The organism is Streptomyces sp. NPDC104313 (assembly GCF_055583985.1).
In genome coordinates this window covers 327,134-349,553 of sequence record NZ_JBVJMW010000002.1, presented here as the reverse complement: position 1 = coordinate 349,553, position 22,420 = coordinate 327,134, and the positions used below count along the sequence as shown (strand labels likewise).

The window sequence follows — 22,420 nt, the reverse complement described above, 5'->3', positions numbered from 1 at the left end:
GGAGGCACTGAGTACCGCACCGCTCGCGGTTCTTCGCCGTGCCGAGCGCACGGCATCGCATCACGGACCCTCCGTGCCGCCGGCACATCCGTTCTGCTTCTCCAGTCCGTCCCGGCCGTCCCCGGGTCGTGCGGCCGACGCAGTCATCCCAAATCCCGCATGCAGGAATCTCCAAGCGGGTGCCCCTGTGAACCTTGGGAGTCAGGCATCATGACCCAGCAGTCAGTGGAACCGACGACCAGCCCGGAGGCCGCGGGCCCCGGCTCGCACGTCCCCGCCGGAAGATCATGGCTCGACCGGTACTTCCACATATCCGAACGAGGATCCACCCTCGCGCGCGAACTGCGCGGCGGTGTCACGACCTTCATGGCCATGGCGTACATCCTCCTGCTCAACCCGCTGATCCTCGGCGGGGAGGACGTCGACGGCAACCTCCTCAGCCAGCCCGGTCTGATCACCGCGACCGCCTTCGCGGCCGCCGCGACGACTCTGCTCATGGGCTTCGTCGGGAAGGTGCCCCTGGCGCTCGCCGCCGGGCTCAGCGTCTCCGGTGTGCTCGCCTCGCAGGTCGCGCCCAGCATGACCTGGCCGCAGGCCATGGGCATGTGTGTGATCTACGGTGTGGTGATCTGCCTCCTGGTGGTCACCGGCCTCCGCGAAATGATCATGAACGCGATCCCGCTCGCGCTCAAGCACGGCATCACCATGGGCATCGGGCTCTTCATCGCCCTCATCGGCCTCTACAAGGCCGGATTCGTCCACCAGGGCAAGGCGACCCCCGTCTCCCTCGGCCCGGCCGGTGAACTCGCCGGCTGGCCCGTCCTCATCTTCTGCGTGACCCTGCTCCTCATCTTCATGCTCCAGGCGCGCGACATCCCCGGCGCGATCCTCATCGGCATCGCCGTCGGCACCGTGGTCGCGATCGTCATCAACGCGATCGTCGACATCGACCCCAGGACCTGGAGCAGCGGCCCCCCGGAACTGGAGGGCGGCGCGGTCGCCACCCCCGACTTCTCGCTCTTCGGGAACGTCGAGTTCGGCGGCTGGGCAGACGTCGGCGTGATGACGGTCGGCATGATCGTCTTCACGCTGGTGCTGGCCGGCTTCTTCGACGCGATGGCCACCATCATCGGCGTCGGCACCGAGGCCGGGCTCGCCGACGACAAGGGCCGCATGCCGGGCCTGTCCAAGGCGCTGTTCATCGACGGCGTCGGCGGCGTCATCGGCGGTGTCGCCTCGGGCTCCGGCCAGACGGTCTTCGTGGAGTCGGCCACCGGCGTCGGCGAAGGGGCCCGGACCGGGCTCGCCTCCGCCGTCACCGGCCTCTTCTTCGCCGCCTGCCTCTTCTTCACCCCGCTCACCGCGATCGTGCCGACCGAGGTGGCCTCCGCCGCCCTCGTCGTCATCGGCGCGATGATGATGCAGAACGCCCGGCACGTGGACTGGAGCGACCGCTCGGTCGCGATCCCGGTCTTCCTGACCGTGGTCCTGATGCCCTTCACGTACACCATCACCACCGGTGTCGCCGCGGGTGTCATCGCGTACAGCGCCATCAAACTGGCCCAGGGCCGGGCCCGCGAGGTCGGGGCCTTCATGTGGGGGCTGACGGTGATCTTCATCGTCTTCTTCGCCCTCAACCCGATCGAGAGCTGGCTGGGCGTCCACTGACGCCCGGGGGGCGGTCTCGCGATCATGGCCGGGTCCGCCCCCGGACCCCCTTCACACCTGAGGAGATACGCCATGCTGGACATCGCCGAAGAGCTGCACCGGTGGGTCTCCCAGGGACGCGACTTCGCCGTCGCCACCGTGGTAGCGGTCGGCGGCAGCGCGCCCCGGCAGCCAGGAGCCGCCCTCGCGGTCGACCGCGACGGCACGGCCATCGGTTCGGTGTCCGGCGGATGCGTGGAGGGTGCCGTCTACGAACTGTGCCAACAGGCCCTGGACGACGGGAAATCCGTCCGCGAGCGCTTTGGCTGGAGCGACGAGGACGCCTTCGCGGTCGGTCTGACCTGCGGCGGTGTCATCGACATCCTGGTGACACCGGTCCGGACGGACGACCCCGCCCGTCCGGTGTTCGCCGCCGCGCTCGCGGCCGCCGCCGAGGGGACGGCGGCCGCGCTGGCACGCGTCACGGACGGGCCCGGTGAGCTGCTCGGACTCCCGCTCCTGGTCCGCGCCGACGGCAGTCACGAGGGCGGGCTCGGCGGCCACCCGGCGCTCGACCGGACCGCCGCAGCCGAGACCCGCGCCCTGCTGGACGCGGGCCGCACCGGGCCGCTCGCCATCGGCGCGGAGGGCTCCCGCTGCGGCCGGCCCATCGAGCTGCTGGTCGAGTCCAGCGTTCCGCCGCCCCGCATGATCGTGTTCGGCGCCATCGACTTCGCCGCCGCGCTGGTCCGCGCCGGGAAGTTCCTCGGCTACCGGGTCACCGTCTGCGACGCCCGGCCGGTCTTCGCCACCGCGGCACGCTTCCCCGAGGCCGACGAGATCGTCGTCGACTGGCCCCACCGCTACCTCGCGGGGGCGGTGACCGACGCGCGTACGGTGCTCTGCGTCCTCACCCACGACGCCAAGTTCGACATTCCGCTGCTGGAGGCCGCCCTGCGCCTCCCGGTCGCCTACGTCGGCGCGATGGGCTCCCGCCGCACCCACCTGGACCGCGACGACCGGCTGCGCGAGGCCGGCCTCACCGACCGCGAACTGGCCCGGCTGCACTCGCCGATCGGCCTCGACCTCGGCGCCCGTACGCCGGAGGAGACGGCCCTGTCCATCGCCGCGGAGATCGTCGCGGTCCGGCGCGGTGGCAGCGGCGTACCGCTCACCGGGGCCCATACCCCCATTCATCACGACAGTGGCGGCACGCCGCTCGCCTCGGTGGCCTGAGACGTCCGTCAACACCCCGTCCACCCCGGGCGGGTTGCCGCCACGGCGGTTTCCCGCCCGGCTGGAACGCCGCGGTCGCCCCGGATTTACCGGTAGATCAGCTGCATGACTTCTTCCCCCTTCTCCGTTCCCGGCCGGGCGAGATCCGCTCGCCCCGGACGCGGAGCACTGATCCTGGCGACCTCGGCGGCCCTGATGGGCGGCGTGCTGGTCCCCTTCGCGGGCACCGCCGGCGCCGCCCCCGCACCGCGCGCCGAGACCCCGCGCTCCGACGTACGCACCGAGAGCCACACCGTCACCCTGGTCACCGGCGACGTCGTGCGCTACGTGGACGGCCCCGGCGACCGGGACACCGTCACCGTGGACCGCCCCGACGGCGCGAGCGGCGGCGTCCGCATCCAGCAGGCGGGCGAGGACGTGTACGTCCTGCCCGACGAGGCCACCGGGCTGATCGCGGCGGGCGTCCTGGACCGGCGGCTGTTCAACGTCTCGGCCCTGGTGCGGATGGGCTATGACGACGGGAGCAGCGGCTCCGTCCCGCTCATCGCCACCTACCCGCCCGCGCGTGCCGAGGCGCTGCCCGCCGCCCCGCGCGGCGCGAAGAGGGTCCGCACCCTCGAATCCGTCAACGGGGCGGCCCTGGCGGCCGACAAGGACGAGGCGCGGACGTTCTGGAGCGCCATCACCCGTACCGGGAAGGCCCGTTCACTCGACGGCGGGATCGCGAAGCTCTGGCTGGACGGCCGTTCCGAGGCGCTGCTGAGCGAGTCGGTGCCGCAGGTGGGCGCCCCGCGGGCGTGGGCGAGCGGTTTCGACGGCAAGGGCACCAAGGTCGCCGTCCTGGACACCGGCATCGACGCCGGCCACCCGGACGTCAAGGACCGTATCGTCGGCGCCCGCAGCTTCGTCCCGGGCGAGGAGGTCGACGACAGGAACGGTCACGGCACGCACGTCGCCTCCACCATCGCCGGATCCGGCGCCGCCTCCGGGGGCGCCAACAAGGGCGTCGCCCCGGCGGCCGGCCTGCTCGTCGGCAAGGTCCTCAGCGACGAGGGATCGGGCGCGGACTCCGGGATCATCGAGGCCATGGAGTGGGCCAAGGCCGAAGGCGCCGACGTCGTCTCGATGAGCCTCGGCTCCCCGGTGCCCGACGACGGTAGCGACCCGATGTCCCAGGCGGTGAACTCCCTCTCGGCCAACGGCGGTCCGCTCTTCGTGATCGCCGCGGGCAACGCGTACGGGGCGGGCACCATCGGCTCGCCCGGCTCGGCGGAGCAGGCGCTCACCATCGCCGCCGTCGACAAGCGGGACGGCCGTGCGGCCTTCTCCTCGATGGGCCCGCTGGTCCGCTCGCACGGTCTGAAGCCCGATCTGTCGGCCCCCGGCGTCGCCATCAACGCCGCGGCCTCGCAGTCCGTCCCCGGCATCGAGGGCATGTACCAGTCGATGTCCGGTACGTCGATGGCCACGCCGCATGTCGCGGGCGCGGCGGCGATCCTGAAGCAGCGTCACCCCGACTGGTCCGGTCAGCGCGTCAAGGACGCGCTGATGACCTCGTCCACGAAGCTCGACGCGTACACCCCGTACGAGCAGGGCACCGGCCGGCTCGACGTGAAGACGGCGATCGACACGACGATCGAGGCCACCGGCTCGGTCCGGGTGGCCTCCTACGACTGGCCGCACAGCCCGTCCGACCAGGTCGCCGAGCGTGCTGTCACCTACCGCAACTCGGGTGACACGGACGTCACCCTGAGCCTGGCCACCGACACGGACGAGGCGGCGTACACGCTCTCCACCGACACCCTGACCGTCCCGGCCGGGGGCACCGCCGAGGCGGTCCTGTCCCTGGACCCGGCGAAGGTCGCCAACGACACCACCTTCTCCGGCCAGGTCGTCGCCACCGACGCGGCGGGAACGATCGTCGCGCACACCGGCTTCGCGCTCACCAAGGAGAAGGAGCTCCACGACCTGACGCTGAAGCTCCGGGACCGGTCGGGCAAGCCGATGGACGGCCTGGTCGTCCTCGCCGAACTGGGCGACCCACAGCTCGGCCTCGTCCAGGTCAGCGGAGGCGAGAGGACGCTGCGCCTGCCGCCCGGAAACTACACCTCCTGGGCCTCCGTGGACATCGACGGCGACCGCCCCGACTCCAGGGCCCTCGCGTTCCTCGCGGCCCCCGAGACGATCCTGACCGGCGCCGCCACCGTGACCCTCGACGCCTCCAAGGCCCGCAAGGTCGACGTGCGCACTCCGAAGGAGACCGAGACCCGCCAGCTCCGCTACGACATGGCGCGCACCGCCCCGGACGGCACCGTCCAGCGTGACGCGTATCAGATACCCCTCACCTACGACCAGTTGTGGGCGAGCCCCACCAAGAAGGTCACCCGGGGCGGCTTCAGCTTCCTGACCCGCTGGCGACAGGGCGAGGAGCTGATCGACGTCGAGGCCGACGGCCGTGACGTGCCGGTCTTCGTCCAGGGCGGCACGGCGGTCGCCGAGGACAGCAGGCAGAAGCTGAGGGCGGTGTACGCGGGCAAGGGCGCGCCGGGGGACTACCGGGGTGTGAACGCGCGCGGCAAGGCGGTCGTCATCACCCGCAGCGCCGATGTCGCCCCCGCCGAACGCCTCGCGGCGGCGCTGGCGGCCGGGGCAAAGGCCCTGTTCGTCGTCAACGACGAGCGCGGCGTGGCGATGGAGAACTACACCCCGTACGGCGAGGAGACCACCATCCCGGTCGCCTCCGTCCAGGCCTCCGCGGGCAGGACGCTGACCCGGGCCGCGCAGCGCGGCGAGAAGGTCCAGGTAGACCAGAAGAGGTTCGCGGACTACCTGTACGACCTGGTGGACCGCCACGACGGCACGATCCCGGACCGCTCGCTGGCGTTCGCCCCCTCGACCCGCCGGCTCGCGAAGGTGGAGAACACCTTCTACGGCCACAAGAAGACGCTCGGCGGCGGCTACCGCTACGACATCCCCGAATACGGGCCCGGCCTCGGCTTCGAGGAGTACGAGCAGTTCCCCGGCGTCCGCACGGAATGGGTCAATCCGCTGCCGGGCGACTCGTTCTGGTACGAGAACCACTCGGTTCTCAACGCGGAGCAGTCCGACCGGGCGCACGAGATGCGCAGCGCCGAACTGGACTACCGGGCGGGCGAGGACTACCGCGCCGAGTGGTTCGCCCCGGTGACCCGCCCCCGGCTCGGCACCGGCTACTGGGGTCCGTTCCGCACCGTGAACAACGACGTCCAGTTCAACATCACCCCGTGGACGGACGCGGGCGCGGGCCACTCCGGCTCGATGCCCGAGAACGAGTACGACACCACCTCCTACGCCTTCTACCAGGGCGACACGGAGCTGAAGAAGGGCGCGGGCAGGGCCGGTTACCTCGGTGACCTCGCCGCCGAGAAGCTCCCGTACCGCCTGGTCATCGACTCGGAGCGGGACGCGGAGACCTGGAAGACGTCGACCCGCACCCACTCCGAGTGGGGCTTCGTCTCCGGCGCGCTGGAGCAGGGCGGCCCCGAGCAGGCCGACATCCCGATGCTCCAGCTGGACTACGACGTCGACACCGACCTGGCCGGCGACGTCCGGGCCGGCCGGTGGACGGAGATCGGCCTCTCCTCCACCACCCAGGAATGGCTGGCGGGCGCGGTGAAGGCGAACAAGGCCTCGCTGTCGGTCAGTTACGACGACGGAGAGCACTGGTCGAAGGTGGACCTCCGTAAGAAGAACACCGGCGAGTGGGCCGCCACGTTCCGCACTCCGTCGAAGGGCGCGACCTCGGTCTCGCTCAAGGCGCACGCGGAGGGCCCCGGCGGGCTCGTCGTCGACCAGGAGATCATCCGGGCCTTCGGCCTGAAGTGACCTGACGCACGTGGTCCCGCACTCCCTCGGGGGTGCGGGACCACGTGCGTCGGCGAGTCGATCTGTATACCCCGTAGGGGTAGTTGACCCAGAGGTCGGCCGGGCTCTAGTCTCCTCCTGTAGGCAAGATACCCCCAAGGGGTATACGAATCCCGGAGGTCTTCCATGTGCACCACTTCCGCCGCATCGCAGAGCACCCCCGTCGTCGTCCGGGCGGGAACGAACGACGGCACGCTGCCCGACTGGCACCTGCGGGGTGAGTGGTTCGACGTGTGCAGCTGTGCGTTGCCCTGCCCCTGTACGTTCGCCCAGACGCCGACGCACGGAGACTGCCTCTTCACGCTGGTCTGGCAGGTTCACGAGGGGCACTTCGGGGAGGTGTCCCTGGACGGCCTGGGCGTGGTGGCGCTGGGCGAGTTCGCCGGGAACATGTGGGTCGGCGACCCGGAGGCCACGATGAAGGCGATGCTCTACATCGACGCCAAGGGCGACCGGGCCCAGCGTGACGCGCTGGAGCAGATCTTCGTCGGCCATGCCGGCGGCTGGCCGGGCCAGTTCGGCTCGCTCATCAGCGAACTGCGCGAGGTGCGGCACGCACCGATCCACTTCGACGCCGCCGAGGATCTCTCGTACTGGCGGGCCCGGGTCGAGGGCAGGGTCGAGGTCGGCGCGACCGCCCTCACCGGCCCCACGGCCGACCCCACCCGCCGCGTCCAGCTGGTCAACGCTCCGGGCGCCGAGGTCGGCCCCGGCCAGATCGCCACGTGGGGCGTCGTCGAGAGCGATCACGCGGAAGGTTTCGACTTCTCGCATGAGTACCGCGGTGGATCCAGCAAGCACTTCCCCTTCGACTGGCGACCCTGACCGCGGGGCGAGGGGCCACCGTCCGCCCGGCGGGCGTTCGGGGGGAGCGCGTGGACGATCCCGCCGGGCCCGTGCGGTTGGATATGCCCATGAGCGTTCACGACGTGGCCCGCGGGCTGCCGGGCATATCCGCCCTCACCGATCTCTGCCGTTCCCTGGCGATGCTCGACGCGATTCTGTGTCCCGAGTGGGACCACCGCTGGCACAGCTTCGACGCGCAGTGGTCGCCGACGGAGGCGATGGCCTCGATGCGGGACGGGTCGGGCGGGGAGTACTCCGTGGTCTTCTCCGCCGCCGGGGCGTACGCGCGCGGCTTCGACCACGAGTCGCCGATGAGCCCGTACGTGGACGACGCTCCCTGGCCCGGGGTGCTCGACGAGGTGCCCGCCGTGTTCCGCCGTTACGTCGACGAGCCCTCGTTCACCGACGAGTTCGGCTTGCCCGTCGTCACCGCCTGCCTCTGGCGAGCGAGCGACGACGACCGCTGGCGGGCGGGGTCCATCGACTTCCCGGAGGACGGTGAGGACTCCGACGGGGCCGACTGGCTCTTCCAGCTCCTCGTCACGGGAACCGCCGAGTCCTACCAGGAGTGGGCCGAGGACTATTTCGAGGTCTCCGTCGACCTGGAAGCCGTACGCCACGTCTACGCGCTGCGACCACTGACCGACGCGGTGGTCGTGGCCCTCCACCCCGAGCGGATCCCCGCCGAACTGGCCGAGGACATCAAGGAGATCGGGTACCCGGCCGACGCGGTGGAGTGACGCGGGGCCGGTCCGCCACCGGGACCGCCGGATCGCGGCGGGCGGGCGCCCCGGCCACCGGCGCCCCGGTCCGGGTCGCCACGGTCGGGTGGGCCCGGACCTCCGTGCCGGTGCGCGGGTGAGAGCGCGGGGTGCTCCCCGCAACCGCACGGCTCCCTGCCTTCGTGGCGCGGGCCGGCCCCCTCCCGGCACGTCCGGGGCCGGGCGGGCCTCTCCGCCGAGGAGAAGCCCCGCCCCGGGTCCGCGTTCACTTCCCGCTCTGCACGGCCCCCCAGGTGGCCGGGCCCATCTTGCCGTCGACCGAGAGCTTGCGGCTGGTCTGGTAGTCGCGTACCGCCGTCTCCGTGGCCGGGCCGAAGCTGCCGTCCGCGTTCACCGTGGTGCCCAGTGCCGCCGTCAGGGCCCGCTGGAGCCGCTTCACCGCCTCGCCCGAGGCGCCTTTCGTCAGCGCCGGGGTCGTGCCGGCCGACAGCAGGGCCGTCCAGGTCTTCGGGCCGACCGTGCCGTCGGCCTCCAGCGAGCGGGCTCCCTGGAACGTCCGCACCGCGCTCCTCGTGGTGGGCCCGAAGCTGCCGTCCGCCGTGCCCGCCTCGTATCCCTGTGCGTTGAGCAGGCTCTGGACGGCCTTCACCTGGGGGCCGGTGGAGCCCGGCTGCTGGGTCGTGTACGTGGGGAAGGTCAGCCCGTCGCCGCCGCTGCCCGTCTCGCCGCCGATCAGCCGCATGTAGTGGTTCCAGTCCCAGTTGGGGCCGGGGTCCGTGTGGTCGGCACCGGGCGCCTCACTGTGCCCGATGATGTGCGACCGGTTCTTCGGGATGCCGTACCGCGCCGCGAGGTGCTTGGTCAGGGCGGCGGAGGACCGGTACATCGCCTCCGTGTACCAGGCCGGGTTGTCGACATAGCCCTCGTGCTCGATCCCGACGGACGAGGAGTTGGTGCCGCCGGCGTGCCAGGCGGTGTCCTTCTCCAGCACCGACTGGGTGACCTCACCGTCCGAGGAGCGGATCGTGTAGTGGGCGCTCACCTTCGAGGCCGGGTTCTGGTACCAGCTGATGGAACCGGCGTACGACCCCTGGGTGGTGTGGATGACCACCTTGTCCACGGCGGCCTTGCGGCCGACGACGAAGTTCCCGGAGTACGCGGGCACCCAGCGTGCCGAGGGATAGTCCGCGCTCTGTACGTAGACGTCGGACTCCGGCACCCCGCGCTTCTCCGGGGCGACCGGCCGGGAGGGCACGAGTACCTCCTCGCCGCCGGGCGTCGTGACGGACACCCCCTCGGCGAGGAACATGAAGACCGTGTCCGCGTAGAGCGCGGCGGCAGGCCCCTCGGCGGCGCTGTAGCGGGCCACCGCCGGATACCAGGAGTTCACGTCCCGGCGCTCGGAGGCGTCCATGCCCAGCGTGTCGGCGTGGTCGCGCAGGACGGCCGCGCCGCCGAGGATGTTGGCCGTCGTGTCCCGGCGCAGCCGGGCCGCGCTCTCGCCGGTCAGCTCGGAGGCCTTCTCCAGGGAGCGGTTGGCCGGATTGCTCGCCAGGTGCATCACGCCGTAGCCGTTCGCCTGGCTGGGTGTGCCCGGGTGGCCGTCGAGACGGCTCTCGCCGTAGCCGACGGCGGCCAGCAGATCGCGCGGTACGCCGTACTCGTGCGCCGCTTCGGCGAACGCGCGGTTCATCGGGTCGGGCGTGTCCGCTCGCGGGGCGGCGGTCGCCGGGTGCCCGGTCGCGAGGAGGGCCGTAGCGGTGAGGGCCGCCACGGCGCAGGCACGGGCCCGGTCTCGGGCGGCGGTGCGTAGGGGCATGAGGGCTCCTGCTCTGCGGGGTGGGCGTGGGGGGAAGGAGAAGCCCCCGGGCCCGGAGTGGGCCAGAGGGATGCCGGGCACCGTCAGGCTATCGATATGAAGTGAGCATGACAAAGTGTCGCAGGGGTGAGTCTGCTGGCAACATCCTGCGGAACTCGGGGAGTTGCCGGCCGGGCTAGCCCTGTCGGGTGACGTCGAGCGTCACCCGACCGGGGTGTCGTCATGGGTTGACGCGGGGCCGGGCGCTACCAGCGGTCGCGGTGGATGACGTCCGCCACCGGCCGCCGCCGGACCGGGCCGAAGTTGCCCGCGGGCCACCCCACCGGCACGACGGCGAACGTCGCCATGTCCTCCGGAACGCCCAGCTCCCGCTTCCACTCCGTCTCCAGCAGCAGATGCCAGATGGTGATGTTCGCCGCGAGTCCCAGCCCCCGGGCCGCGAGCAGCAGGTTCTGTACCCCCGGATAGACGCAGGAGCCCTCCGCCAGCGTCCGGAAGCGCGTCTGTGTGTCCATCATGTGCTGCGTGCCCCCGGGGCCGAGCGCCCGCGCCGAGGCGGCGAGACCCTCCTCGTCCACGCGCGACTCCGGCAACCGGTAGCACGGGATGATCAACACCGGGGTGTCGGCGAAGTGGTCGCGTTGATACCCGATCGCCGCGACCATCCGGCCGTACGCCGCCTCGTCCATGCCGGCGGGGGCGTACTTCCCGATCGTCGCCAGATACGCGTCGACGCACCGCTTCCACAGCGGGGCGAGCCGCGCCATCACCTGGCGGTCGGTCACCACCACGTACTCGTAGCACTGCATGTTGCCGCCGCTGGGCCCCCAGACGGCGGCCTGCACCAGTTGCTCTACCATCTCGTCCGGCACCGCGTCCGGCTTGAGACGGCGCATGGCGCGCATCGTGGACATGGTGTCGAAGAGAGCGGGGCCGCCGGGGGCGGACGGGTCGGCCTGTGCCGTTTCCGTGGTCATGGCCGCGGAGTTTACGGTCCGCGGCGGCGTACCAGAAGGGCTCCCGGCGGCCGGCCCGTGGCCCCTCGCCGCCGTGTGAACCGCCGCCGCGCCCTCGTCCCGGCGCCGCCGCGCCCGCCCGATGCCGCCTCAGCGCCGCGTCAGCCGGACGACCGGGATGTCCCGCTCGGTGCCCGCCTGGTACTGCCCGTAGCGCGGGAACAGTTCCACCAGCCCCGGCCAGACCCGCGCCTTCTCCTTTGCCGTCAGCGTCGCCGCGACGGCCCCGAACCGCTCGGTGTTCACCCGGAGTTCGACCTCCGGGTTGTCCTGGAGGTTCAGATACCACAGCGGCGGACGGTCCGAGCCGCCGTTGGACGCCACGATCAGATAGTCCTCGCCGTCCCGCCCGTACATCAGCACCGTGCGCCGCACCGTCCCGCTGCGCCGGCCGACGTAGTCCATCAGCAGGCAGGGCACACCCAGCTGGGTGGTGCCCTTCGTGCCGCCGGAGGACTCGTACAGCTCGGCCTGCCGGGCGACCCAGCCGGCGGGGCTCGGCGCGACCTCCGCATTACCGTCCTGATTGCCGTCCTGCGCGGCCGTCATGGGTTTCTCCCTCTCTCGTGCCGTCCCGTACGGGCTGCGCCCCCATCCTGGCATCCACCCGAGCCGCACCCGGGATTCGTACACCTGGACAGCCCTCCCACCGCACGGGGGAACGCGGACCGGGAACCCGCCCGGGAAGGCGTATAAAGGGTCCTTCCGGAGCAGCCGGCGTCCTCCGATGGCCCCTCCCCCCACCTCCCCTCACAACGCGGCCGGCGTCACCGCGTCACCGAGCCCAGGAGAGCCGAATGAGCACATCGGAAGAGATCAGCACGCTGCTGGTGACGAAGTTCGGAACCGACCCCGGGGCCATCCGCCCCGATGTTCCACTGCACCGGCTGCGACTGGACTCCCTCGCGCTGGAGGAGCTGCGGCTGCTCATCGAGGACCGGCTGGACGTGGACCTGGAGGACGTCGCGCTCACCTCGCGCGACACCGTCGGCCGCCTCATCGAGGCCGTCCACGGGAAGGTCTCCGCGTGAGCGCGGCCACCGGTCGGCCCTACCGGCGGGCGCCGCTCGCCCCGTTCGCCGCCGCCGTCACCGGTGTCGGTCTGGTCACCGCGGCCGGTACGGGAGCGGACACCGCCTGGCACGGCGTCACCGAGGGCCTCGTGCCGTCCGTCGGTCGCCGGCCCGAACTGGACGGTCTGCCCTGCGACTTCTTCTACTCCGTCACCGACTGTGACCCGGGGGCGATTCTCGGGGTGGCCGCCCAGCGGCTGATGGACCGATTCGCCCAGCTCGCCGTCATCGCCGCCCGCGAGGCCGTCACCGACGCCGGTCTCGCCCCGGCCGTCTGGGACAGCGGTCGCGTCGGCGTCGTCATCGGCTCCGCCCACGGCGGGCTGCCCTTCTACGACGAGCAGCACGCCGCGCTCGCCGGGCGCGGGCCCCGCCGGGTCTCCCCGAAGCTCGCCCCGCTCAGCGTCGTCAACGGCGCGGCCAGCAGTGTCAGCCTCGACCTCGGCGTCCACGGGCCCAGTCAGGCCGTCTCCACCGCCTGCTCCTCCGGCACCGTCGCGATCGGCACCGCCCACCAGATGCTCCGCTCCGGGGCCTGCGACATCGTCATCGCGGGCGGCGCGGAATCCACCTGCACCCGCCTCCTGATCGCCAGCGCCTGCAGTCTCAAGGCCGTCTCCACCCGCCGCGAGGACCCCGCGAGCGCCTGCCGTCCCTTCGACACCCACCGCGACGGCTTCGTCGTCGGCGAGGGCGCCGGGCTGATCGTCCTGGAACACCCGGACCACGCCCGCGCCCGGGGCGCCGCCGTCCGCGCCCACGTGAGTGGCTACGGGGCCTCCAGCGACGCCCACTCCGCCGTCGCCCCCGACCCCGAGGGCCTCGGCATCGAACATGCCCTGCGCACCGCGCTCGCCGACGCGGGTCTCTCCCCGGCCGACGTCGGCCACGTCAACGCGCACGGTACCTCGACGCTCTCCAACGACCTGATCGAAGCGACGATGCTCCGCCGGGTACTCGGTGAGAGCGCCCTGGTGACCTCCACCAAGGCGATGACCGGCCACACCCTCGGCGCGGCGGGCGGCATCGAGACCGCGCTCACCGTGCTCGCCCTCCAGCGGCAACTGGTCCCGCCCACCGTCAATCTGGACGCACCCGATCCGCGGATCCCGATCGACGTGGTGGCCAAGGAAGCCCGCGGCGCCTCCTTCGACTGCGCCGTCAAGACCTCGCTCGGCTTCGGCGGCCACAACGCGGCACTCGTCCTCACCAGGGCTTGAGCGGAAGGGAACGCAGGAGCACATGCCCGAGGAGATCATCCGGACCCTGGCGGTCGACGGAGTGCGCTACAGCTACCGCGTCCTGCCGGGCGCCCACCCCGGCGAGCCCCCGGCCACCGAACCGGCGCTCATTCTCGGCGGCGCGCTCCAGGGCATGTTCGGCTGGCCCCAGATGGACGACCACCTGGGCCCGGCGACCGACGTGGTCACCGCCGACCTGCCCGGCATGGGCAGTGCCGACCCGCTGCCGCCCGGCCCCAGCGCCGATCTGCTCCGCCGGGCCGTGCTCGGCATCGCCGACGACCTCGGGGCGCCCCGGCTCAACGTGTTCGGCTTCTCCTACGGCACCGCCATCGCCTTCGGCTTCGCCCGCCGCCATCGGGAGCGGGTGGCCCGGCTGGCCCTCGGCGGCGTCCCGGTCCACATCGACGCGGTCCAGGTCGCCTGCTGGGAGCGGGCCCGACAGCAGTTGGCGGCCGGGGACCGCGAGGGGTTCGCCGCGACGGCCGCCGACGCGCTGATGTGCCTCGACCCCGAACGCCCGGTACACCGGAGGGAACTGGCCCGCCGCTATGTGCGGCGCTCCTTCCTCCACGCACTCACCCATTCGCCGCACGCGACAGACTCGCTGTACCGGGCGCTGACCGACCGGCCCGACTTCTCCGGCGGCCTCAGCGGCGTACCGGCGCTGGTCTTCGCGGGTGAGCACGACACGGTGACGTCGCCCGCACGGCAGCGGGAGTTCGCCGCGACGATCGAGGGCAGCCGGTTCCTGACGATCGGGGAGTCCGACCACTGGGTGGTCCTGGAGCGGGCCGACGAAGTGGCCGCACTGGTCTCCCGGTTCTTCACCGGGCGGGAGCCGGTGGCCGGCGAGGCCGCTGCCGTCACCCTGCCGCGCCAGGCGGGCGCCCCGGCCGGGCGGAGCTGAGGGGGGCATGGACGGGGCGGACCGGAGAGTCGGTCCGCCCCGCCGGGTGGGTGGCTCAGTACATCAGTGCCAGAAGCCGCCGACCTTGATCCGCACCACCTGCGGGTCGTGGTCGCTCGCCTGGTCGGCGAACTCCGCGTTGATGTGCACCACGTCGTAGTCGGTGCGCCGGACACCGGGGCTCGTCAGTATGTGGTCCAGCGTCTGCGAGTTGCCGTCGAAGACATAGCTGTACCGATCCGACGAGGGGAGCGTCGTGATCAGCGGCTCGAGCACCCTGCCCTTGGTCAGGGCGCTCATCGTCGGGGAGAACTCGAAGTCGTTGAAGTCCCCGAGCGCGACGACCTTTGCGGACCTGTCCGCCTTCAGCAACGAGGTGACGAAGGTGTTGACCTCGGCGGCCTGCTGGATCCGCTTCGTCTCCGAGGAACGCGCCGGCTCCTGGTAGCGGCCGTGCAGCGGCTGGTCGCCGCCCTTGGACGCGAAGTGGTTGCCGATGACGAAGACCGGCTGGCCCCGGAAGACGAACTCGCCCACCAGCGGCTTTCGACTGTTCTCCCACGCCGGGCTCGCCGGGTTGATCCGGCCCGGCGAGGCGGAGAGCCGGACGCCCTTCCAGGTGTCGACGGCCCGCACCGGCGTGGTGGCGTCACCGCCCGGCCGGTCGGTGAAGGAGACCCGCTTCGGGTTGAAGAGGAGAACGTTGCGGATGTTGCCGCCGGGCTCGCCGCCGTCCTTGTTGTTCTCGGGGGCGATGTAGCGCCAGGCGTAGTGCGGTCCGCCCTTCGCGACGATCGCGTCGGTGAACCGCTTCAGCGTCGCCTCGGAGCCCGTCGTGCCGTCGTTCACCGCACCGTTGTCGTCCTGGATCTCCTCCAGCGACACGATGTCGGGGGAGGACAGGTTGACCGCGACGCCCTCGGCCAGGGTGTCGAACTTGGCCTGGTCGTCGCCCGCGTCGAGGTTCTCCACGTTGTACGTGGCGACCGCCAGTTCGTCCTTCTTCTGCTTGCGGGTCACCTCGCGCCGCAGCTTCTTGTCGACGACGGTGCCCAGCTCGGTGGCCTGCACGTTGTAGCCGCCGTACGAAGCGTAGTCCAGTACGCCGGTCGTGCGGCCCTTCAGCACGTCCCCGACGTTCGCCGTCGGCACCGGCCGCGCCGGGTCCAGCGACATCACCTTGAGCCGTCCGGTGTTCTGGTCCTCGTACGACGCGTAGAGCGTGCCGCCGCGCCGGGTCGGGTTCTCCCGGGGCTTCACGGTCACCCAGATCTCGTCGTACGCGGTGCTGGCCCCGGTCACCCGGGTGTCGGCGAACTCGACCCGGGAGCCCTCCAGCGCCTCGTACAGATCCAGGGCGTACCGGGACGTGTCGAGGGGCAGCGCGTCGATCGCCCCGCCGTCCGCCGAGGGCACGTAACGGCCGGGCACCGAACGTGCGTCGAGGACGACCGGGGCGGGCAGCGCGTTGCCAAAGGACAGCACGGTGACGCGGGGCGCGGTGATCTGGGTGAGGGACTGGGTGCTGGTGCCCGGGTAGTACTCCGCGACCTTGCCGCTGACCAGGACCGCGTCGCCGGCCTTCACGGCCGGCGCGGTGGAGCCGGTGTAGACGAACAGGCCCTCGCCGGTGCGCGGGTCGCCGTCGGGGGCCGTGTCCTGGATCCAGAAGCCCCGCGAGCCACTGGCCCGCACACCGGTGACGACGCCCGGGACACCGGTCACCGCGGTGCCGTTGAGCGGGGATACCCGCGTGGTGCCCTGGATGTCGTGGATCCGTACGTCGCCGGGCTCGGTGGGGCCGGGCTCCTCCGGCTCCTGTCCGCCGCCGGACGTCTCGCCCTTGGTGTTGAACGGCGTCGGGGGGCCCGCGGCGAGGTCGGCGGCGTTGTCGTCGGTGTCGGCGAGCGAGGCGGCCCGCGCGACGGACGCGGTGGCCGACGCGCCGGGGACCGGGCCGCCGCCCTCCCGGACGACCGCGGAACCGTAGCCGACCAGGTCGACGATCCGGGTGTCCGCCGCGCAGTCCGCCGCCGACTTGCAGGTGAGCGGGGCCGTTCCGGAGACCAGGGCGACGGTGCCGCTCCCCGCCGCCATGGCGACCGTGCCGGTGGCGTCGGCGGTGGGCAGAGCGACGGTCCCGCCGGTGCCCGCGGCCTGGGCGACCAGATAGCGGCCACCGGGCGCGATCGACCCGGACAGCTCGGAGATCTGCCACTGCGAGCCGGCCGACGGGCTGCCCGGAAGGTACTGGACGCTGAGGCCGCCGACCTCGAAGGGCGCGGAACCGGCGTTGGCCAGCTCGACGAAGTCCCGGGTCAGTGTCGCGCCGGAGTTGCCCCCGCCGCCGTACACCTCGGAGATGACGGCGGTGGCCGACGGGGCCGCCTGGGCGGCGGGCAGGGCGGTCACCGCGAGAGCGACGGCGACGGCGCCGGTCAGCAGAACGGAACCGGATCTGTGTATCTGCACGGGAGGTGCCCCCAACTGAGTAGTAGGGGAAGAAACTATGCGCGTAGAACAGGGTGTGACAAGGCATCATCGGTTAATTCCCGGCATCGTCCGGATGGAGGGCGGGCCTACGGGCCCCGCACGGCTCGCCGGGCTCCCGCTTCGCACGCCCGCCGTGTGCCGGGTGGGGACCGCCGGGCCCCAAGGGCTCGGCCGTCCCGCCCGGCGTCAACCTGAGGACGCTGGACCCCGGCTACACTCCGGCGGTCATCACCGATGCCTCCCCGCGACGCCGTTCGGCCTGACGGCGCGGGGAGCGGGCCGGGGTCACTGGCGAATGCGGTCGCGGATCCAGACCCCGGCCTCCTTCAGGACTCCGGTTCCCGTCCAGTTGCTCCCGTTACAGGTGCCGGTCTTGAAGACGGCGCCGGAGCGGTGGTCGTCGGAGTAGTTCCAGTTGGTCCACGAGATCTTCTTGCGCTTCATCAGGTCGAGGTAGCGCTGCGACATGGTGAAGTCGTTGGCGCCCTCACCCGAGTAGTTCTGTGTGCCGAACTCGGTGACGAACACGGGCAGTTTGTCGGATGCCCGGTCGAGAGTGTTCAGATACTCCTCGCGGTGCGAGGCCGCGTAGAAGTGGAAGGTGTACATGATGTTCGAGGCGCGGACGGGGTTGTTCACGACCTCCTTCTCGTCGGAGCCCTCGGACACCCCGAAGGAGGACCAGGCGCGCGTCCCGACGAGCACCACCGCGTCGGGGTCCTGGGCCCGGATCACCGGGATGATCTGCTCGGCGTACGACTTGATGCCCGACCAGCTCACCCCCGAGGGCTCGTTGGCGATCTCGTAGAGCACGCCCGGGTGGTTCTTGTACTTCTTCGCCATCGCCGTGAAGAAGGTCTTCGCCCGCGACAGGTTCGCGTTCGGGTCGCCCGGGGAGAGCATGTGCCAGTCGATGACCGCGTACATGCCGCGTGCGTGCGCCGCGTCGACGAACTTCTGCGCACGCGCGGTGAATCCGGCCGGGTCGGTCTCGTACCCGCCCTCCTGTACGTAGGTGGAGACGCGCAGTACGTCGGCGCGCCAGTCCTGGGCCAGGGCGTTGAGCGATCCGTCCGTGACGCACTGGGCGTACCACTGGGTGCCGTGCGTGCTCATCCCGTTGAGGGCGACCGCCTGGCCGGAGTCGTTGCAGAGCTGACGGCCGCAGACGGAGAGCTGTCCGTTGGCGGCGAGCGGGGTGGCGGCGGTGGGGGAGACGGGGGCCGGTGCGGCTCCCGCCCGGACGGGAGCCATCAGTGCGGTGACGACACCGAGCGCCGACGCGGCCAGCAGGGCCTTGCGGGCCATGCCTCGGCGGCCGGTCGTGGGGGCGGAGCCGGTGGGGGGAGTGGTGCGCTGGTGCATGGTGGTGCTCCCTTCGGAGGGGTGGGAGGCGCCATGTCGGCAGAACTGAAAGTAAAGCTTCCTTCCAATTGTCGTCAACAGCATTGGGAAACTTTCCTGCCTATTAACGCGCTTGGCGGAAGGGCCTGTTGGTGCCCTTCCACCAAGCGTCCGTCCCTGTGCGTTGGTACGCCGGTGTGCCGCCCGGCCCTCCCGGACCGCTCAGACCTGCGGCAGTGGATAGACCGCCAGCGAGAACGAGTGGCCCGCCGGGTCCCCGTACACCCTCACGTCCCGGGGGCCGCTGTTGCTGTCGCCGGTGTCGACGGGCCGCGCCCCCAGCCCGATCGCCTCCCGCTCGGCCTCGTCGATGTTCTCGGGGCCGACCAGGATCCGCAGATGCGCCTGGAGCGAGTCCTCCGGGCGCGGCCAGCTCGGCGGGGCGTAGCCGTGGTCGCGGCGGATCGCCAGCCGGACGCCGTCGTTGCCGACGATCTCGACGAAATCGGGGTCGGAGCCGATCCGTATCTCCGCATCGAGCAGACCGGCGTAGAACTCGGCCAGCTCCATGGGTTCGGCACAGTCAAGGACGAGGACACTCGTCTTCTCCACAGTCATGCGGGAACGAGTACCCCCGAAGGCCCCGGACACGCCGCGATGGACCCGTCCGGCGATCCGGAGTCCGGACCACCGGTGCGGACGCGTCCCGGGTGAGGAAACACCCCACGCGTCCTAAGGTGCGAACCATGGCACAGAGTGCGGCGCACCCCGGGCCGGCCGAGGGCGATCCCGCCGCCGGCGCCCCCGACCCCAGACGTTGGAAGGCGCTCGCCGTCTGCCTGGTGGCGGGCTTCATGGCCCTGCTGGACGTCTCCATCGTCACGGTGGCCCTCCCCTCCATCCGGGAGGGCCTGCACGCCCCGGAATCCGACCTCCAATGGGTGCTCTCCGGCTATGCCCTCGCCTTCGGCCTCTTCCTCATCCCCGCCGGGCGCCTGGGTGACGCGCGGGGCCGCCGGGCGGTCTTCATGGCGGGACTCGTCCTCTTCACCCTGGCCTCCGCCACCTGCGGAGCCGCCCAGTCCAGCCTCTGGCTGGTGATCGCCCGTCTGGTGCAGGGCCTCGCGGGCGGACTGATCTCCCCGCAGATCTCCGCCCTGATCCAGCAGATGTTCTCCGGTCGCGAGCGCGGCCGGGCCTTCGGCATGTTCGGCACGGTCGTCGGCATCTCCATGGCGGTGGGCCCCCTGCTCGGTGGCCTCCTCATCCAGGCCGCAGGACCGGAGCACGGCTGGCGCTGGGTCTTCTACGTCAACCTTCCGCTCGGCATCGTCTGCCTGCTGCTCGCCCGGCGGCTCCTGCCCGACACCCCCTCCGCGAGCCGGGTCCGCCCACGCGACCTGGACCCGGTGGGCGTCGCCCTGCTCGGGACCGGAGTGCTGGCCCTGCTCCTGCCGTTCGTCCAGACGCAGCAGTGGCAGGGCGACACCAAGTGGCTGCTCCTCGTCCTGGCCGCGGCCCTGCTCGCCGCGTTCGTGGCCTGGGAGTCCCGATGCACGGCCGGACGCACCCACCCCGTTCTGGACCTGTCGCTGTTCCGGCTGCGCTCCTACTGGCTGGGCTGCCTGCTGATCCTGCTCTACTTCTCCGGGTTCACCTCGATCTTCTTCATCACGACCCTCTACCTCCAGTCCGGCCTGGGATACTCCGCCCTCCAGGCCGGCCTGGCGGTCACGCCCTTCGCCCTCGGCTCCGGTCTGGCCGCATTCATCGGCGGCCGGCTCGTCGGCCGCTTCGGCCGCCCCCTGGTGGTGGCGGGTCTGACCATGGTCGCGCTCGGCCTGGCCGGCACCGCCCTCGCCGTGCATCTGGTCCCCGGCGCCGGATCCGGCTGGGCCATGGCCGCCCCACTGCTGCTCGCCGGTCTCGGCAGCGGCCTGGTCATCGCCCCGAACCAGACGCTGACCCTCGCGGAGGTGCCGGTGAACCGGGCCGGAAGCGCCGGGGGCACCCTGCAGACCGGCCAGCGGGTCGGCTCCGCGATCGGGATCGCCGCGGTGGGCTCGGTCTTCTTCGCCCGGGTCGGCCCCGACGGCTGGGCCGGAGCGTACGACCACGGGCTCATCGTGTCCGTCGCCTTCGTGCTGGCCGCGCTGATCGTGGCGCTGGCCGACGTAGGAGCCGGCCGACGGGGCAGACGACGTACAGCGGGTAGACCGACGGACGCATCGAGGAGCGCGGCATGAACGACACGACAGCGGACAGCGCGGGGAGCGAAGGCAACGACTCCTACGGCCACAAGCCGTTCAAGCGGTCCCGCAGCCACTTCCCCGACCGGATCACGGCGGACGGCCGCGACGGCTGGCCCGTCGAGCCCGGCCGCTACCGGCTCGTCGTCAGCCGGGCCTGCCCCTGGGCGAGCCGCGCCCTGGTCTCCCGGCGGCTCCTCGGCCTGGAGGACGCCCTCCCGCTCGCCGTCACCGACCCGATCCAGGACGACCGCAGCTGGCGCTTCACCCTCGACCCGGGCGGCAAGGACCCGGTCCTGGGCATCCGCTATCTGAGCGAGGCCTACGACGCCCGGGAGCGCGACTACCCCGGAGGCGTCAGCGTGCCCGCGATCGTGGACGTACCGAGCGGGAGGCTGGTCACCAACGACTACCAGCGGATCACCCTCGACCTCGCCACCGAATGGACCGCCCTGCACCGGCCCGGGGCGCCGGACCTCTACCCCGAACCGCTGCGCGGCGAGATCGACGAGGTCATGGAGGGCGTCTACCGGGACGTCAACAACGGCGTGTACCGTGCGGGGTTCGCCAGCTCCCAGGAAGAGTACGAGGAGGCGTACGCCGCCCTGTTCAGCCGCCTCGACCTGCTCTCCGCCCGCCTCGCGGACCGCCGCTACCTGGTCGGCGACACCATCACCGAGGCCGACATCCGCCTCTTCACCACGCTGGTCCGGTTCGACGCCGTCTACCACGGCCACTTCAAGTGCAACCGTACGAAGCTGACCGAGGACCCCGTCCTGTGGGGTTACGTCCGCGACCTCTACCGGACGCCCGGATTCGGCGACACGGTCGACTTCGACCACATCAAGCGGCACTACTACCAGGTACACACGGGCATCAATCCCACCGGCATCGTCCCCGTCGGCCCCGACCTCTCCGGCTGGAGGACCCCGCACCACCGCGAACAGCTCGGCGGGCGCCCGTTCGGAGACGGCACACCCCCGGGCCCCGTGCCGCCGGGCGAGCGGGTCACCCCCGCGGTCGCCTGACCCGGGCGTTCACCGGGAGGCGGAGGGTGGCGGAGCGAGCGTGCCCGCCGCCAGCGGCGTACGGGCCAGCCGCACGCACCCCGCGGCGATCAGGGCCAGCGCCGCCAGCTCTGGCAGCAGCCACCAGCCGGTCCGCAACTCCTCGCCGAACAACGTCACCCCGTACAGGATGCTGATCAGCGCGTCCCCCAGGGTGAGCATCGGCTGCACGGCCACCAGACTGCCCGCCTGAAGGGCGTTCTGGAGCAGGAACAGGGCACCCACCCCGACCACCGCCGTGGCGTACAACTGCCAGGACGCCAGCAGAGCGAGCGCCCCGCCGTCGTCGAGGCGCGCCATCGCATCCTTCATCAGAGCGGCCGTCAACGCATAGCCGCACGCGGCGGCCAGCCCCAGCAGGGCCGCCCGGGGACTGCCGCGCGTCCGCGCCGCGGCCCCGATCAGCCCCGCCTCGAACAGCCCGGTCAGCACCAGCGCCGGAATCCACGCCGCGCCCCGCACCGTGTCGCTGCCCGCGACCGGCGCGGCCGACGCCATGCCGAGCGCCAGGCCGACCGTGACGGCCCCGACCCCGTACCGGACCGCCCGGTCCACCCGGGCCCGCATCACGTACCCGGCGATCAGCAGCGACGCCGGCAGCTCGATCACGAAGATCGGCTGGACCACCGCGATCGGCCCGGTGGCCAGGGCGACCGCCTGACAGACCGCCGCCACGATCACCAGTCCGATCCCCGCCGACCACACCTTCTGACGCAGCAGATGACCGATCAGGGAGAGCCGCATCGCCTCGCTGTCGGGCACCCTCATCGCCGCCCGGCGCTGGAGCACCGAGGCGGATCCGTTGCTGAGCGCGGTGAGGACGGCGAACAGGACACTGATCACCGGTTCATCAT

17 protein-coding genes are annotated in these 22,420 nt (G+C 71.8%); 10 read left to right on the top strand and 7 right to left on the bottom strand.

Features of this window, described 5'->3' with window-relative positions; genetic code table 11:
• Positions 1–210: 210 nt before the first annotated feature.
• The 5 genes from ACZ60Q_RS05485 to ACZ60Q_RS05465 all read left to right on the top strand — a co-directional run bounded on the left by ACZ60Q_RS05485 (position 211) and on the right by ACZ60Q_RS05465 (position 8,372).
• Entirely contained in the window at positions 211–1,668 is a 1,458-nt protein-coding gene (locus ACZ60Q_RS05485) for an NCS2 family permease (protein ID WP_469628766.1), read from the top strand.
• Between the two features lie 72 nt (positions 1,669–1,740).
• On the top strand, positions 1,741–2,883 hold the full coding sequence (locus ACZ60Q_RS05480; RefSeq protein WP_469628763.1) for an XdhC family protein: 1,143 nt from the start codon (positions 1,741–1,743) through the stop codon (positions 2,881–2,883).
• A gap of 105 nt (positions 2,884–2,988) precedes the next feature.
• A complete protein-coding gene (locus ACZ60Q_RS05475; RefSeq protein ID WP_469628760.1) occupies positions 2,989–6,747 on the top strand; it encodes a S8 family peptidase in 3,759 nt (1,252 codons plus the stop codon).
• A gap of 165 nt (positions 6,748–6,912) precedes the next feature.
• Positions 6,913–7,611: a DUF1326 domain-containing protein gene (locus tag ACZ60Q_RS05470; RefSeq protein ID WP_469628757.1), complete on the top strand. Its 699-nt coding sequence runs from the start codon at positions 6,913–6,915 to the stop codon at positions 7,609–7,611.
• Positions 7,612–7,700: 89 nt separating this feature from the next.
• Positions 7,701–8,372, top strand: coding sequence for a hypothetical protein (locus ACZ60Q_RS05465; protein ID WP_469628754.1), 672 nt, complete (start codon positions 7,701–7,703; stop codon positions 8,370–8,372).
• A gap of 247 nt (positions 8,373–8,619) precedes the next feature.
• Here the strand turns inward: ACZ60Q_RS05465 and ACZ60Q_RS05460 are convergent, their stop codons facing one another.
• The 3 genes from ACZ60Q_RS05460 to ACZ60Q_RS05450 all read right to left on the bottom strand — a co-directional run bounded on the left by ACZ60Q_RS05460 (position 8,620) and on the right by ACZ60Q_RS05450 (position 11,738).
• On the bottom strand, positions 8,620–10,173 hold the full coding sequence (locus ACZ60Q_RS05460) for a peptidoglycan-binding protein (protein WP_469628752.1): 1,554 nt from the start codon (positions 10,171–10,173) through the stop codon (positions 8,620–8,622).
• A 245-nt stretch (positions 10,174–10,418) separates the two neighbouring features.
• Positions 10,419–11,150, bottom strand: coding sequence for a nitroreductase family protein (locus tag ACZ60Q_RS05455; RefSeq protein ID WP_469628750.1), 732 nt, complete (start codon positions 11,148–11,150; stop codon positions 10,419–10,421).
• 129 nt (positions 11,151–11,279) lie between these two features.
• Positions 11,280–11,738 carry a nitroreductase family deazaflavin-dependent oxidoreductase gene (locus ACZ60Q_RS05450; protein WP_469628747.1) on the bottom strand — a complete coding sequence of 153 codons (459 nt, stop codon included), beginning with the start codon at positions 11,736–11,738 and terminating at the stop codon, positions 11,280–11,282.
• Between the two features lie 248 nt (positions 11,739–11,986).
• On the opposite strand from ACZ60Q_RS05450, the gene ACZ60Q_RS05445 reads away from it, so the two are divergent.
• From ACZ60Q_RS05445 to ACZ60Q_RS05435, 3 genes are read left to right on the top strand one after another with little or no spacing between them, the layout of a single operon-like run.
• Positions 11,987–12,220 (top strand): acyl carrier protein, encoded by a 234-nt coding sequence (locus ACZ60Q_RS05445; protein ID WP_469628745.1) that lies wholly within the window; start codon positions 11,987–11,989, stop codon positions 12,218–12,220.
• Positions 12,217–13,482 (top strand): beta-ketoacyl-[acyl-carrier-protein] synthase family protein, encoded by a 1,266-nt coding sequence (locus ACZ60Q_RS05440; RefSeq protein ID WP_469628742.1) that lies wholly within the window; start codon positions 12,217–12,219, stop codon positions 13,480–13,482. Before ACZ60Q_RS05445 ends, ACZ60Q_RS05440 begins: the two co-directional genes overlap by 4 nt.
• 22 nt (positions 13,483–13,504) lie before the next feature.
• Positions 13,505–14,413: an alpha/beta fold hydrolase gene (locus ACZ60Q_RS05435; protein WP_469628739.1), complete on the top strand. Its 909-nt coding sequence runs from the start codon at positions 13,505–13,507 to the stop codon at positions 14,411–14,413.
• Positions 14,414–14,476: 63 nt separating this feature from the next.
• On the opposite strand, the gene ACZ60Q_RS05430 is transcribed toward ACZ60Q_RS05435, so the two are convergent.
• From ACZ60Q_RS05430 to ACZ60Q_RS05420, 3 genes are all read right to left on the bottom strand, one after another.
• On the bottom strand, positions 14,477–16,885 hold the full coding sequence (locus ACZ60Q_RS05430; protein WP_469628736.1) for an endonuclease/exonuclease/phosphatase family protein: 2,409 nt from the start codon (positions 16,883–16,885) through the stop codon (positions 14,477–14,479).
• Positions 16,886–17,191: 306 nt separating this feature from the next.
• Positions 17,192–18,271 carry a glycoside hydrolase family 5 protein gene (locus ACZ60Q_RS05425; protein WP_469628734.1) on the bottom strand — a complete coding sequence of 360 codons (1,080 nt, stop codon included), beginning with the start codon at positions 18,269–18,271 and terminating at the stop codon, positions 17,192–17,194.
• Between the two features lie 201 nt (positions 18,272–18,472).
• On the bottom strand, positions 18,473–18,868 hold the full coding sequence (locus ACZ60Q_RS05420) for a VOC family protein (protein WP_469628732.1): 396 nt from the start codon (positions 18,866–18,868) through the stop codon (positions 18,473–18,475).
• A gap of 128 nt (positions 18,869–18,996) precedes the next feature.
• Between ACZ60Q_RS05420 and ACZ60Q_RS05415 the strand changes: the two genes are divergently transcribed.
• Both ACZ60Q_RS05415 and ACZ60Q_RS05410 read left to right on the top strand, forming a co-directional pair.
• Positions 18,997–20,496 carry an MFS transporter gene (locus tag ACZ60Q_RS05415; RefSeq protein WP_469628729.1) on the top strand — a complete coding sequence of 500 codons (1,500 nt, stop codon included), beginning with the start codon at positions 18,997–18,999 and terminating at the stop codon, positions 20,494–20,496.
• On the top strand, positions 20,493–21,527 hold the full coding sequence (locus tag ACZ60Q_RS05410; protein WP_469628726.1) for a glutathione S-transferase family protein: 1,035 nt from the start codon (positions 20,493–20,495) through the stop codon (positions 21,525–21,527). Before ACZ60Q_RS05415 ends, ACZ60Q_RS05410 begins: the two co-directional genes overlap by 4 nt.
• Before the next feature lie 9 nt (positions 21,528–21,536).
• Here the strand turns inward: ACZ60Q_RS05410 and ACZ60Q_RS05405 are convergent, their stop codons facing one another.
• Positions 21,537–22,409, bottom strand: a complete 873-nt coding sequence (locus ACZ60Q_RS05405) for a DMT family transporter (RefSeq protein ID WP_469628723.1) — start codon at positions 22,407–22,409, stop codon at positions 21,537–21,539.
• Positions 22,410–22,420 lie beyond the last annotated feature (11 nt).